This is a genomic window from Metabacillus sp. 84 (assembly GCF_050107715.1).
In the GTDB taxonomy this organism is placed as follows: domain Bacteria; phylum Bacillota; class Bacilli; order Bacillales; family Bacillaceae; genus Metabacillus_B.
Map to the genome: position 1 here is coordinate 64,549 of NZ_JBNILN010000010.1, position 13,791 is coordinate 78,339.

Here is a 13,791-nt window from a genome sequence, read left to right on the forward strand (position 1 = left end):
GAAGGAACGAGCAAGAAAGCAAACTATTCTCACAGGGGCGGCACTAGTTGCCGTCTCTTTTCTAAAGAAGAAAGGGAGGGGAAAAGATGAATCCATTCTCACAGCATCATGCATATAACCGGACTTACAAAGAGGGAGAATTGACTCTTGGTCTTCATATCCCTTTAGAGAATTATCAGTTTGACACACCTTCAATGGAGAAACAGGTGGAATTGGCACAGCTTGCTGAACAACTCGGCTTCACAAGCTTATGGTTCCGTGATGTCCTGCTTGAAGATCCTAACTTTGGAGATCCAGCTGTTGGTCAAATCTACGACATGATGATCTACCTGACGTATTTGGCAGGAAAAACAAAGGAGATCGGACTTGGCACGGCTGCCACTGTCTTGCCGCTCCGTCATCCGCTTCGCGTTGCAAAAGAAATCGCAACGATTGATCAATTGTTCCCGGGAAGATTATTCCTCGGGATATCATCAGGAGACCGCCGTGCGGATTTTGCTGCGCTTGGTGTTTCACATCCTGATCGTGGAGAAGCATTTGTTGAAGCGTATCACGATCTGCAGGAAGTGCTCTATCAAGACTATCCAATCATTCACTCCAAGCGGGGAAATATAAGAGGGGCAAATCTTGTTCCGAAACCGGCTGTCCGCATACCGGCATTGATCACTGGCTATGCCCAGCAGGAAATGAAGTGGTTTGCCGAGCATGGAGATGGCTGGATGTATTATCCACGCAGTCCCCATGATCAGGAAGTGACGGTCAAGCGCTGGAGAAGTCTGGTGGAAGAATATCATCCTGGGGCTTTCAAGCCTTTCAGCCAGCCGATGCATCTCGATCTTGCGGAGGACCCGAATGAGATTCCAAGGCCAATCCGGCTCGGTTACAGGATTGGAAGAAACTATCTGATTGAACTGCTGAATAGTTATAAAGAGTCAGGCGTTAATCATCTATTCTTTGCCCTGTTCGACAGTCAAAGGCCTGCAGAAGAAGTCATTCAGGAGCTGGGGGAAGAAGTGGTTCCGCACTTCCCATCCATTCAATAGCAATAATAAACAGGAAAGATGACTCCAGGACTATACCCTGGGTCATTTTTCGTTTGACAAGGAATAGGAATGGACGCTGAAATTATTTAGGGCTGGACAGTACAGCATAAAAGAAGCAGGCAGGAACCTTGAGAGGATACAGTCGCAGATAAAAAGGGTATAGACTTATGTAGCTAAGGTTAGGAGGGAACAATCATGAGGAAAAAATCACCAATCAATTACGCTTTTTCAGCTCTTCTGCTGACAGGCAGCGCGATATGGGCAGCCGCATCCTATAAGAAAAAAAGGAAACAGCTAGAGAAAGAGCTTGAAAACCCAAACAGAAAGCTCCATCAAATCGAAAGTGCAGATGCCTCCAAAGAGCAGGAAGAAAAGGAACTAACTCAGCTTGATTCTGTGCAGAGATCGGAATGGGTCGCCAATGGATTCCCGCAAACACATCAGGAAATGAGAGAATTGGAAGAGGAAGAGAAGAAATAAAGCACGATTGGGTTAACAGAGTGTAAATATCGCATGAAACAGGGCACCCATCCGTACACAGGGAACGTTTGGAAACCCTGTTTTTTTTTTGCTGTTTTTCCGCAGTGCATTCCAAGCTTGAAGGAACCATGTACAAAGGGAATGAAAGCTGTTCCCTTAAACCATAACTCTCATGGAGTGAAGAGGTGACAGTACATGTCATACAAAAAAGCCTGCTCATCAGCAGGCCGCTTGGCCAAAACAGCCCCTATTTCCGCACAGGCATCTGGATAGGATGGATTTCTTCATACTCCCTTTGCTTTGTTTCAGGGTGGAATGGATCAAGCTCATCAGAACGATGAAAATCCGATTGATTTTGCTTTCCAACGGACCTGTATTTAATATGAAATTCCTCTTCGTATTCCTCATGTGCGGATGAAGACTGCTTCATTCCGGCTATCCATGTCTCAAACTTGTAAGTTCCTCTATCTACGATGACACTCAAATCTTCAAGTGACTGGGTCAGTTCATTTAAGCAATCCAAACCGTTTCTTAACAGAATGCCTCTCTCTTTCGCTTTGTCAATCGAGTGCTCCAGCCTGTATTTTCCGTGGTGGTAGGAAAATTCAATATAACAGCTGTTGCGGTCCCAGTTGAAATTGAAATCTTCAATTTTCAAATGCTTAATGACCTTCACAAGTCTGACTTCGCAAACATCCTGCTCTTTGTGTGGCATCCCTTTAAATAGAACGTTCTTGAATAGACGATTCCTGAACATGCCATCAACCTTCCTTCGTTTTTTGTGCCTGATTTAGAATGGGTATAGTACCATTTCTACAAAAGGGGCTCATTCCCTGCCTAAAAGGATTATGCTTTTACAAAAACCCTTAATGTCTTATCCAGCTCCAAATTTTGTGACATTATGGCATGGAGTGAAGAGCGGTTTGGAAAATACATTCCGGCTGGATAGCCGGCCTCTTCCAGGAAAGGATATAGACATAGAAAAAAGCAAAAGGGGCCCATCCATTGAATAAAATCATCCTGATTCTACTAGCCGTTCTGCTTGCCCTCACCGCAGCAGGCATCAGCTCATCAGCTTCCAAAAAAATAACGGCACCGTCAGCTTCTTTGAAAGCAGGAAGCGATGGTCAGCCGCAGATCGTTCATTTGAATACAGCCGCCCGGGATCCAAAGATTTTTTACACCCTGGACAGGAAAGATCCCACCACACACAGCCGTCAAATTATAAGAGGGATTCCACTCCATCAAAGCACAACCATAAGGGCGTTGTCTTCCAGCAGCAGTCGTTCGATAGGTCAGGTCTCAGAATTCACTAATACAGTTGAAACGAGGAAATCCATTGCGCGAAAGTTCCTGTCTTTCACCGATCACTCCATTCCTTACCGTCTGTTTATCCCCGATGATTACACCCCTGAAAAAAGGTATCCCCTTGTTTTGTTTTTGCACGGAAGAGGTGACAGGGGATCAGATAATACGAGACAGCTTTTAGGCAGTGATGGAGCGGCAGTTTGGGCTTCCTTGGATGTGCAGCGTAAGCATCCCTGCTTTGTGCTGGCTCCGCAGGCACGAAGATCCTATGACGGAGGATTTTCAGTAACACGAGACAGGCACAATCGCCTTAATCCAAGCACGGCCTTTCAAGAATCGAAGGATGGAAGAGCTGCTTATGAGATTGTAATGAAGACAATACACTCATACAGCATAGACCGGACTCGGATTTATGCAACAGGCCTTTCCCAAGGTGGCTTCGGCACGTTCACAATAAATGCTGAGCATCCTGAATTATTCGCAGCAATGATTCCAATTTCCGGAGGGGGAGATCCGGGAACAGCAGCCATCATTAAGGATAAACCGATGTGGATTTTCCATGCGGCTGATGACCAAACCATTCCGGTTTCGTATTCAAGAAATATGGTTCATGCTTTAAAAAAAGCAGGGGCTCATCCAATTTATACGGAATATCCGCCGAGCATGAAAATTGGACATGGAGCATGGGTGCCGGCCTATAAAAATCATGAAGTAATGGAGTGGCTGTTTCAGCAGAGAATGAGGAAATAGGATCAAAAAAATAGGACTCCTGCCAGGAAAGGATATAGAACGGAAACTTTTTCAATCCTTAATTGTATAGAAGAGGAGAGAAAAGGAGGGGAGGCCGAAATGCATGAAGTAACCATTGAACAGAAAAACAGCAATCTCGTTCTTAAGTGGCAGCTAAGCAAAATCGAAATTCCTCTGGCAGCGATTACTGAAATGACGAGCGACGATACGTATGGCGGAGCAGAGCGCACGGCGGTGAGAGTTGGCTTTCCTTCCGCCACGGCAGACCGGATTTTAATAAAAACCAGTGGTCAAAGCTATCTTATTTACTCAAATGCCGGATCTGTAATTGAGAATTAAATCAGAAGGATGCTGTGAATCGCTTCATTGGGAACAGATGTGGCTTGGACCGATTGGAAGCTGCTTCCTGCTGGAAACGGATAAATGGCTCTGTTACAGGGGAAACGATTGAAACGTGATAAATAGACCGATGAATGAATAAGAGCTGAAGCTTTTGGAAAGAAATATCCGCAAAGCTTCAGCTCCATTTTATTATTTTTGTTCCCAGTACACTAAGAACGGATAAGGGTTAACGGCATTGTAGTTCTTGTCGTATACACCGAGGTGCAAATGGGGTGCAAACATACCGGTTGTGCCGGTTTTGCCGTACCCGCTGTCGCCGACTGTACCGATGTATTGCCCGCGCTTGACAGTTTGTCCCACTTTAAGACCGGAAGCGTATTTGTCCATATGCGCATAATAGATACGGTATCCTTCATGATTGCGGATGGTCAGTCTCCAGCCGCCAAGTTCGTTCCAGCCGTATCGCTCAACGACACCATCTGTTATGGAGTAGAGAGGTGTTCCTTTTTTAGCCATAATGTCTGTACCTTCATGGGTTCTTGTTCCGCCGTACGCTCTGGAATTTCCCCATGAATCCGGGTAAGGCTGATATGTTCCCGGTTTCAGCGGGAAGATTCCGTCCGCAAGAACGGCTGGTGCAGGCAATTCGCCCTCTGTCATTTTCAGGATTTGTCCGATGCGCAGAGTATCACTTTTTAAGTTGTTGATTCTTTTAATTTCCTGAACGGATGTCTTGTATTTGCTTGCAATGGCAGAGAGGGTATTTCCTGGCTGAACCGTATACGTAACGGCTGTTTTAACAGGTGCTGACGGTTTGCTCGTTTGAACAATCGTTCCGCCGGATGGAATCGTTAACGTTTGCCCAACATAAATAGTAGTTGTTTTCAGCTTGTTTTCTTCCATAATCTGGTTAGAGGAAACGCCGTATCTTTTCCCGATGACGTAAAGGCTGTCTCCTGATTTCACCGTATATTTATAGGAAGCAGGAGCTGGTTTTGGTGTGGTCGTACCTGAGTTAGAATTAGAACCTGATGAAGGCTTCTTTACAACCAAAGAGTCACCGATATAGATGATATTGCTCTTTAAGCTGTTCCATTGTTTGATCTCATTTACGGATACTTTATAAATGCCGGCAATCTTTGACAGACTGTCACCTGATTTCACCGTATGTTTAACGGTTGTGGATGAAGCCGGTTTTGTGGCAGTCGCAGGTTTAGTTGTTGATGTTCCGGTTTTGGATGATCCTGAGCCCGGGTTTTTTACATAGAGTGAGGTTCCTATATAAATGGTATTGCTCTTAAGCTTGTTCCATTGCTTAATATCATTGATGGAAACCTTGTATATATTGGCGATTTTGGAAAGACTGTCACCTGATTTTACCGTGTGCTTAACTGCAGTAGATGCAGCAGAATTGTTGGAAGCAGGTTTAGATGATGACGAAACGGTTTTGCCGGAGGAAGGACTTTTTATGTAAAGCGATTTACCGGCATAAATCGTATCGCTTTTCAAATTGTTCCATTGCTTTAATTGAGTGACGGATACTTTGTACTTGCTGGCGATCTTTGAGAGGTTGTCCCCAGATCTTACAGTATACTTGTCAGAGGAAGAAGGGGCAGATGATGGCGAAACGGACTTTGAGCTGGAAGCAGGACTGCTTACAGTTAGAGATTTTCCTACATAAATAAGATCGCTTTTTAGCTTGTTCCATTCTTTTAACTGGCTGACAGAGACATTGTACACGTTGGCAATTTTCGACAGGCTGTCACCAGACTTGATTTTATACGTCTGGGACGCAGCTTCAGCATCATGGGCGGCGTATACGCTTAAGAAGCCGGCTAAAGCTACTCCTGTGAATAGGCTTTTTTTCATGGTGGAAAAATTCCCTCCTAGTATAATCTTACTTTATAACTGCTACTATAGTAACATTTCATTGGATTATATGGAACATACTAAAAATACCTAGCATTAAATAGGTATTTAGACTCTTAAAATAAGAAATATAGAAATTAATAGGGTGAATAACCCGATTTTTATGTTTTATTGTAAAATTTATGTAAATAAAGTTTCGGTACTAAGACAATTTTTAAAATAGCGGTATAAAGCTTTTACAAGCAAGATAAGTAACTGTAATGTGCTTTATTCTTCCGACAATTTTTTCACCGAAAAAAAACAAACTTCGGGGACATTCCCGAAGTTTTGCATTAGGTTTTATTCTAAAAACTCTTTAAGGGCTGACTGATTTCCTTCCAGATCCAATCTCAAAACCGCTCCTGCTCCCGGAAGGTTTTGCGGTTCGTAAGCTCCTTCAGCTGGGATTCTTAACGTTTGAATCTCTTCATCGCGATTCCCCATATAAGAGGCTGCAAGTGAGAGAACCGTAGTATTCTCGAGATTTGTATTGATGTATGGCTGGATGGTGCCAATCAGCTGTGGGGCTTTTGTCACGCCATTTAGACTGAATAGCTCCCGGGACACTGTTCCGAGGATTTCCTGCTGCCGTCCGACCCGCCCGAAATCACTTTGCGCATCCTGCCGGAAACGGACATACCCGAGGACTTCCTTTCCATCAAGCTTCTGCAGGCCGGGTTCAAGCGTGACACCTATTTTTTTGGACATCCGTTTTTCAACATTGACCTCTAGACCGTTTGGGAAGGCTTTATCAATAATCTGGGAAAACCCGTTAAAGTCAACAAGGGCGTAATATTGAACATCCACGCCGAAATTTTCTTTTATGGTTCTGCGAAGCAATTCTGCTCCCCCGATTGAATAGGCAGAGTTGATTTTTCCTTTGCCATGGTCCGGAATATCCACATAAGAATCTCTCATAATTGAGACGAGCTTGGCCGTATTGGCGTCGGTGTTATATTGGCCAATCATAATGGTATCGGTCCGCGATTTTGCTTCTCCACGGGAATCAATTCCGAGAAGAAGAACATTCACGGTTCCTTCCGCTCCCTTGACCCCATTAAACTCGACATTTTCTTTGTGGATGCTTGTGGCTTTCATTGATTCATCTAACGCTAATTTATACTGGATAAAAAAATAGAGGGCAAAGCTAACAAGAAGGAGGAGGAGGACGGTTAGAAAAACCCGGAACTTTCTAATTTTGCGTTTCTTTTTCTTGCCCCGGTTCATGCGGCTTGTTTCAATCATTTGAATTTCCTTTCATTACCTGGCATGTGCATATTATATCAGAAATTGTAAAAACGAGAGAGGAATTTAGCGGAAAATGAAAAAGCCGCCGTGCGCAACCCGGCGGCTATGATGCTATTTAAGACCTGACTGGGATTTGTTGGACAATCCGTTTTCATCAAATGAGAGAGTAGCGTAGCTGTATTTATCCCCGCCGTCACTCTGATACATGTAGCTTGCAGAGTAGTAGTCTCCGCCAAGGGTGGATTCTCTTTCAAGTGTTCCTGAGCCCCCGATGATTTTGTTAACTTCTTCAAGGGTCATGCCGTTCTTAATTTGATCGTATTCGGCTTTTGTCATTTTTCCTTTCGCCTTTGGATCAACCATACCAAATTGAGATTTGGAAACGAGCTTCTCGTCCTGGAATCGAAGGTCTACAAATATGAGGCCATCCTCCGAATCTGTTTCCCAGCTGTAGCTTTCAGAATGATATTCTGATCCTTTATCCCCGGATTCAGATTCCAGCACTCCTTCAGCTCCGATAATTTCTTCAGCTTCCTTATACGAAATGCCGAACTTTAGTTTATTGAACTCTTCCATGCTGACCTCTCCTGCAGGAGCAGGTGCAGCTTCGCTTTCCTCTTCGGCCGGTTCTTCGGCTGGTTCTTCAGACGGTTCTTCGGCTGCTTCTGTATCCTCATCTTCCATCTCATCTATAAGGCCGTTTTCAGAACCTTCATTGGAGCTGTCTTCATCCGCTGACTCTTCATCTGTCCAGCCCTCATCTTCCTCCGAACTCGCGGATGCTAAAGTAGAGGAAAGAGGCTCATTTTCAATAAATATTGATGCTGCTGCAACTGTTACAAGGACGACTGCTATGGAAATCCACTGCATAAGAACCCATTTCTTTTTCACTGCCTTCTCCCCTTATCAATAATAAAGTAATCCATTTCCCATAATCCCTACCCTTTTTTAGGTCGTATTTAACATAAAATTACAAAATAATTGAAAAAATGTTTACTGGCTAATAGCTGCGTCGATTTATGCAGGACAGAAGGTGTCAGTTAAGTTGAAGTGGATCCGCGCCTTTTGGCATTTTTGAACGTTTTTCGGCCGGACGGAATCATGCTGCAAGCTATTTGTTCCTTTAATTAGCCGGGCAGCTCCGTTTTGGAGCCAATTTTTAGCTGCTTTGCAAAGGATCAGCCGGGATATGAGCTGAAATCCAGTTTTATTGTCCGTACTCGGTCACTTATTGTCCGTATCCGCGGATTTATTGTCCGAAATCGAATTATATTGTCCGTACTTTTAATATAAAGACTTTTCGACAAAAAATGCGGAGCGAATCCTGCATGGGTAATGCCAGAAGCCCCTCTACTAAAATAGCTGTCGAGTACCTTCCTCCTAAAATTCGTTTCTGTGCAAGAAAAAAAGGCCGGAGCTATGCTCCAGCCCCAATTGAATCAGGGTAACCTGATGGGGATTCTGCTGGTCCCCTGGAGACAGCCGTCCCGGCAAGCGGGCTGAATCCTGCCCCCGGACAGGTCCTCAGTTAAAATGCTTGATCTCCATGTTTTCAAAAACAGACGTGCCGCCCTCAGAGTAAAGCGTGATTCCCTGATCTTTTTTTTCAGGGAAGACGAGACTTGAGTGAACCGTCCGGCCATCCTCAATAAAAACTTCGATGCTTGTGCGGTCCACGAGAATTTTGACATGGACTTTTTTCTTTCCGGCGTCAAAAGGAGCCTTGCTCTCAAGGGATTTTTTGCTCTTGTCGGGCTGTCTTGAAAAGCTTCTGTTGACATAGGAGTGTCCTTCTTCCGGCAGAAGTCCTGCATCAATGTGGCGAGTGCCGTCCTCGGATTCACGCAGGCGAAGTCCGATGTTTTTAGCATCGGTCCAGCTGATATCTGCATCTAGCTGGTAGGCTTCTCCTTTTAGATCAAGGGTTCTTGAACCATTTACCTTTAACTTGCCGATGGAGTCCGCTGATTTTGCTGTTTGCTCCAGCGCTTTAACCGGCTGGGAAATTAGGGTGTAGCCCTGATCCTGTCGTTTTTTCAGTTTGATTTCTCTTACAATGGAATCCGTGCCGTTAAAATTCTCTTCCATTGTTGGTGTGTTATGCGGATACTCCCAATTGTTCATCCACGCAAGAGCATAGCGCTTGTCTAAAGAGCTGCTGTCATCTTCAAATGTAACGCCGCCATACCAGTCAAACCCGTAATCGAGCCACTGAGGTTCCTTTGAATCCGAAATAAAGGTTTTACCGTCGTAGGTACCCGTCCAATAGGCATAGGTGTTTGGCTTTCCGGATGCTTTTCCATTGGCGCTTGCACCGAGTATCCATTTAACTGTGCCGTCTTCTGCACGCATTTGATACAGGTCCGGACATTCGATGAGACCGATGTTTTCAGTTTTGAAATCTCCTGTGAAGGTCCATTCCTTCAGGTTATTGGATTCGTAGAAGCCGATTTTGTCTCCTTCAGCCATGGTCATCATCCATTTTTTATTCTTTTCGTCCCATATGATTTTCGGATCACGGAAAACCTCCGTTCCGGGATTAGATAAAACAGGCTTTTCACTGAACGAGGTGAAGGTTTTCCCACGGTCTGTGCTGTACCATAAATACTGCTCCTGTTTTCCGCCATCAGCAGAAGGCTGGGTTACGACAGCGATTATGGCGCCTTTTCCGAAGCCTGCCGTATTGTTTTTGTCCTCAACCGCAGAGCCTGACCAAATATCTCCGTTCTTGTTCGTGAACTTTGGGATGGCTGTGCCTTCATCTTTCCAGCTGACTAAATCCTTAGAAGTAGCAAGACGCCACTCCGTTCCGCCGCCATCTGGATAATTGCCGTTATACAGATAATAGTAATGATATTTTCCGTCAATATAAATTGGCTTTTGGGGATCGTTTTTCCATTTATCCGGTGTGCTGAAATGGAACACCGGCCGGAAGGATGAAGAAGGTTGGGGGGACTCTTTTTTCTTCGTCTGTTCTTTTGGAGATTGGAAAAAACCCAGAAAAAGTACAAGAATAATCAATAGGGCAAGGGCTGAACACCATACAATCCATTTCCAGTTCATAGGAATACTCCTTTCGGTTTTGACCTTTCATGAATAAAAGAAAATGGTGAGTGGAAGCTCACCATTTTCTCTGTTTAGGATGCTGAATTATCTGCGTGTTTTAGTCGGAATCTCAAGCTGTCCTTGTTCAAGGATGCTGTCTTTCACTACAGAAGTTCTTTTTCCTTTGATGTTAAGCAGGAAGCTTGGAGCAAAGGAAGACTTTTGTTCTGCAAAGAATCCGCGATTAGTAATGTAGCTTGTTACAACAAATTTATCTCCGGATTTTTGAGGCACAACATAGTGTGCGTAGTTGAATGTTTTATCATTCGGGTCCAGGTCATGGTGAAGAACGATTCCAGTGCGGTTAAGCGGCTTGAATTTTCCATCAAGAGAGTTAGCCACATAACCAAGCATGAAGATGTCTTCGTTATCAATACCGTCGATTGTCATTTTAGCACCGCGTGTATCAGTGAACAGGTACCATTTGCCTTTATGCTTGAAGATATTCGGACGCTCGATTTCATCGGTTACGGTGTTAGAAGTAAGCAATGGTTTTTTTACTTTTTTGAATGTAAAGTCGTCATTGATTTCAATGATTCCCATTGCGCCGTTTGCAAGCTCTGCTTTTTGCTTTTGATTGCTTTTCATCAGTCTTTCTTTTTCTGCTTTGAAGAAGGATTTGCTGCCGCCGTAGTATGCACGGTTAAATAGTGATTCTTCTCCTTGGTATCCTGTTTCAGTTCCGGTATTCGCTTCAAATACAAGATATTTTTTGCCTTTTTCTTCAATGTAATGAGGATCTCTTAGAGTGTGGTTGTCTCCAGTAGAGAATCCGCCTTGATCCACAAATTGCTTAACGGTTTGATATTGTTCTCCGTCGCCGTCAAAGATGGATTTATGGTCGGATACGCCAGCAACCGTTAATTCAGTATTATAGGAATGGTTAAGGTTTACTTGAGCAGTCGTGAGAGTCTGTTTTCCAAGCTCGCGATCTGAACGGTTTGTATAGAACAGGCGGACATCGCCTTCTTCAGTCATGACAGCAGATCCGGACCAATCCTGATCCTTGTTTTTAAGGTGAGGATCGTCAGGGTTTACTACATCATTTTCAAATACTTTACCAGCGTTCTTCCAGCTTTCAATGGATTCTTCCCCTTTTTTCTTATAGAAAAGGTAGATGGAAGTATCATTGGCATCTGCAGGATCTCCAGCAAGACCGAATACGAGGTCATAGCCCTTGTAATTTGCAACCGTTCCGTCTGGGTTCATAAGAGGCCAAGTATCCCACACATCAAGAAGAATCGGGTTGCCGTTTTTGTCAAAGCCTTTTGCAGATTCGATGTTTTTAAGTTTAGATGCATCAAATGCAGGAACGGTGTAACGGTCTTTATTTCTTTCGAGTTGAGCAGGAATCCGTTTCATGTCGTAGCGGGTGATCTCACCTTGACCGTATGTTTCCTTATGGTTCTTATACTCCTGTGCAAAAGCCTGAGTGCCTCCGCCTAATAGTAGAGCAGAAGTAAGAGTCAATGCAGTGGTGCGTTTAAGAATGGTTTGGATGTTCATACTCGTCCTCGTTTCTGAAATTTTTTTTCTTCTGTTAGATGCTGAGCTAAAACTATGAAAGATGATGGCTGCTGTCATTGACCAAGTTTCTGTCAGCAGTTAGTAGTTGCAGAACCGGTTCCGCATGCATCTACAGAATACGTGCAGAAAATAATTCCGTCAAACTGGACGAAAGTACTTGGGGAAGCTGATTTGCATGAGACCCATACTTAGTCCTATAACTATTGGGTTAGGTTACGTAAAGGTGATTCAAGTGGTTGAAAGGGCTTCATATTTATTCTGTATTCGCTTTCCCGATAACAAAGGGTAGAAAGGTATGTAGAACCGGTTCCATACTGAGTGCGGTTTCACAGCCTGGTATTCGTGAGTTTATCTCTGTATTCAGCTCTAAGTGAGACTTTAGATGCGGAAATGTTCCTTATTTTCAGCCTATTTATCAGGGTAAAAGCAAGAATGTTTTACTCTTTTACAGGCGTGTTACATTTGTGGATTCTATGTTAAAGAATGTGGTGCAAAAGAACGGATTATATAAATATCATAATTTCACATAAAAAGTTACATCGATACCTGAAACCGCTGAAGTAAGTAGAAGATTCAGAAAACATTTGACGCACCATATTGCCCGTTGTATGCTTAAATCACAAATATGACGTTTTATAGAAGTTCGAAAATAATACGTCATAAAATAATGAAAGCGGTTTCTTTGAGGGGGAGTATCGTTGATTTTACACAAAGCGGAGACGCTGGACAGGGAGACATTGGAAGCGGAGCAGCTGCAGGGGTTAAAAAAAACGGTCAGGTTAGCTTATGAGAAGAGCCCATTTTATAAAGAGGCCTTTCAGAATATTGGGTTTTCCCCAGATCAAATTCATAATTTGGCGGATATCCGCTTGCTGCCCTTTACGGAGAAGAAGCATTTGCGCGAGCATTACCCGTTCGGATTATTTGCAGCAGGCCGGGAAGAGCTTGTCCGGATTCATGCTTCATCGGGCACGTCCGGAAAACCGACAATCGTCGGTTACACCAAGCAGGATGTCGAAAATTGGGCCGAGCTTACAGCGAGAGCCATTGCGATTGGCGGAGGGACACCGGCTGGCATTTTGCATAATGCATATGGCTACGGTCTGTTTACAGGCGGTTTAGGTCTGCATGCCGGTGGAGAAAGGCTTGGGATGGCTGTTGTTCCTGTGTCCATTGGGAATACAGACCGGCAAATTACTCTCATTGAAGATTTGCAGCCAGAGGTGATTTGCTGCACCCCTTCCTACGCATTAAATATTGCTGAGCGTATGCTGGAAACCGGCAAAAATCCACGGGAAACTTCATTAAAGTTCGGGATATTCGGTGCAGAGCCATGGTCTGAAGAAATGAGAAAGGTTCTCGAGGACCGCCTGGGAATAAAAGCATGTGATATATACGGCCTGAGTGAAGTAATGGGACCGGGGGTAGCGATGGAATGCCATGAAGCGCAGGATGGCCTCCATATTGCAGAGGATTACTTTTATGCGGAGGTTATTGACCCGGATACATTAGAGCCGGTTCCAGATGGAGAGTCCGGGGAGCTTGTTTTCACGAGTTTGAGGAAAGAAGCAATTCCCATGATCCGCTACAGGACCGGAGATGTTGCTTCTCTTACAAAAAAACCGTGCAAATGCGGCAGAACAACGATGAGGATGTCCAGAATTAAAGGGCGGATAGATGACATGCTGATTATCAGAGGGGTAAATGTCTTTCCATCTGAAATTGAGCATCATCTAATTGCCGTGCCTGAAATCGGCCCCCATTACCAGCTTCATTTAGGCAGACGGGGACCGCTTGATGAAGTAACGCTTCATGTGGAAGTGAGCGAAGAGGTTTATGCAGATATTACGATGGATATGGAGCATGAGCGCATGATTGAACTAAGAACACGAATTCAGCATCTGTTGAAATCGTCCTGCCTGGTCTCCGTCAATGTACAGGTGAAGGCGCCTAAATCGATTCCGAGATCGGAAGGGAAAGCGGTAAGAATTGTGGATGCCCGCCTTAAGGCAAGTGAAGCGGAAGGTATTTCTTGAATATAGTATGATGTTAATATATAATAACGTTATAAAATCGTTAT

At 44.2% G+C, this 13,791-nt stretch carries 11 protein-coding genes; 5 read left to right on the top strand and 6 right to left on the bottom strand.

What is annotated here, in order from left to right:
* Positions 1–86: 86 nt before the first annotated feature.
* Positions 87–1,043 carry an LLM class oxidoreductase gene (locus ACQCV8_RS15675; protein ID WP_426845939.1) on the top strand — a complete coding sequence of 319 codons (957 nt, stop codon included), beginning with the start codon at positions 87–89 and terminating at the stop codon, positions 1,041–1,043.
* Positions 1,044–1,238: 195 nt separating this feature from the next.
* Positions 1,239–1,523 carry a hypothetical protein gene (locus tag ACQCV8_RS15680; protein WP_426845941.1) on the top strand — a complete coding sequence of 95 codons (285 nt, stop codon included), beginning with the start codon at positions 1,239–1,241 and terminating at the stop codon, positions 1,521–1,523.
* A 247-nt stretch (positions 1,524–1,770) separates the two neighbouring features.
* Here ACQCV8_RS15680 and ACQCV8_RS15685 read toward each other — a convergent pair whose 3' ends face one another.
* Entirely contained in the window at positions 1,771–2,280 is a 510-nt protein-coding gene (locus tag ACQCV8_RS15685; RefSeq protein WP_426845943.1) for a hypothetical protein, read from the bottom strand.
* Positions 2,281–2,528: 248 nt separating this feature from the next.
* On the opposite strand from ACQCV8_RS15685, the gene ACQCV8_RS15690 reads away from it, so the two are divergent.
* Both ACQCV8_RS15690 and ACQCV8_RS15695 read left to right on the top strand, forming a co-directional pair.
* Positions 2,529–3,581 (top strand): chitobiase/beta-hexosaminidase C-terminal domain-containing protein, encoded by a 1,053-nt coding sequence (locus ACQCV8_RS15690; RefSeq protein WP_426845945.1) that lies wholly within the window; start codon positions 2,529–2,531, stop codon positions 3,579–3,581.
* 99 nt (positions 3,582–3,680) lie between these two features.
* Entirely contained in the window at positions 3,681–3,920 is a 240-nt protein-coding gene (locus ACQCV8_RS15695) for a hypothetical protein (protein WP_426845946.1), read from the top strand.
* A gap of 192 nt (positions 3,921–4,112) precedes the next feature.
* Here ACQCV8_RS15695 and ACQCV8_RS15700 read toward each other — a convergent pair whose 3' ends face one another.
* The 5 genes from ACQCV8_RS15700 to ACQCV8_RS15720 form a co-directional block, all read right to left on the bottom strand.
* The gene (locus ACQCV8_RS15700) at positions 4,113–5,792 is read right to left on the bottom strand and encodes a LysM peptidoglycan-binding domain-containing protein (RefSeq protein ID WP_426845948.1); all 1,680 of its coding nucleotides are present in this window, start codon (positions 5,790–5,792) and stop codon (positions 4,113–4,115) included.
* A gap of 339 nt (positions 5,793–6,131) precedes the next feature.
* A complete protein-coding gene (locus ACQCV8_RS15705; protein ID WP_426845950.1) occupies positions 6,132–7,076 on the bottom strand; it encodes an LCP family protein in 945 nt (314 codons plus the stop codon).
* Positions 7,077–7,190: 114 nt separating this feature from the next.
* A complete protein-coding gene (locus tag ACQCV8_RS15710; RefSeq protein ID WP_426845952.1) occupies positions 7,191–7,970 on the bottom strand; it encodes a DUF3862 domain-containing protein in 780 nt (259 codons plus the stop codon).
* 633 nt (positions 7,971–8,603) lie between these two features.
* Positions 8,604–10,142, bottom strand: a complete 1,539-nt coding sequence (locus ACQCV8_RS15715; protein ID WP_426845954.1) for a glycoside hydrolase family 32 protein — start codon at positions 10,140–10,142, stop codon at positions 8,604–8,606.
* Positions 10,143–10,229: 87 nt separating this feature from the next.
* A complete protein-coding gene (locus tag ACQCV8_RS15720) occupies positions 10,230–11,690 on the bottom strand; it encodes a glycoside hydrolase family 68 protein (protein WP_426845956.1) in 1,461 nt (486 codons plus the stop codon).
* A gap of 719 nt (positions 11,691–12,409) precedes the next feature.
* On the opposite strand from ACQCV8_RS15720, the gene ACQCV8_RS15725 reads away from it, so the two are divergent.
* Positions 12,410–13,747 (top strand): phenylacetate--CoA ligase family protein, encoded by a 1,338-nt coding sequence (locus ACQCV8_RS15725; protein ID WP_426845958.1) that lies wholly within the window; start codon positions 12,410–12,412, stop codon positions 13,745–13,747.
* The last annotated feature ends 44 nt before the right edge of the window (positions 13,748–13,791 follow it).

Coding starts and splice junctions, on each gene's coding strand:
- ACQCV8_RS15695 (WP_426845946.1), top strand. CDS start 3,681: ATGCATGAAGTAACCATTGAACAGAAAAACAGCAATCTCGTTCTTAAG.
- ACQCV8_RS15685 (WP_426845943.1), bottom strand. CDS start 2,280: ATGTTCAGGAATCGTCTATTCAAGAACGTTCTATTTAAAGGGATGCCA.
- ACQCV8_RS15705 (WP_426845950.1), bottom strand. CDS start 7,076: ATGATTGAAACAAGCCGCATGAACCGGGGCAAGAAAAAGAAACGCAAA.
- ACQCV8_RS15720 (WP_426845956.1), bottom strand. CDS start 11,690: ATGAACATCCAAACCATTCTTAAACGCACCACTGCATTGACTCTTACT.
- ACQCV8_RS15680 (WP_426845941.1), top strand. CDS start 1,239: ATGAGGAAAAAATCACCAATCAATTACGCTTTTTCAGCTCTTCTGCTG.
- ACQCV8_RS15700 (WP_426845948.1), bottom strand. CDS start 5,792: ATGAAAAAAAGCCTATTCACAGGAGTAGCTTTAGCCGGCTTCTTAAGC.
- ACQCV8_RS15715 (WP_426845954.1), bottom strand. CDS start 10,142: ATGAACTGGAAATGGATTGTATGGTGTTCAGCCCTTGCCCTATTGATT.
- ACQCV8_RS15675 (WP_426845939.1), top strand. CDS start 87: ATGAATCCATTCTCACAGCATCATGCATATAACCGGACTTACAAAGAG.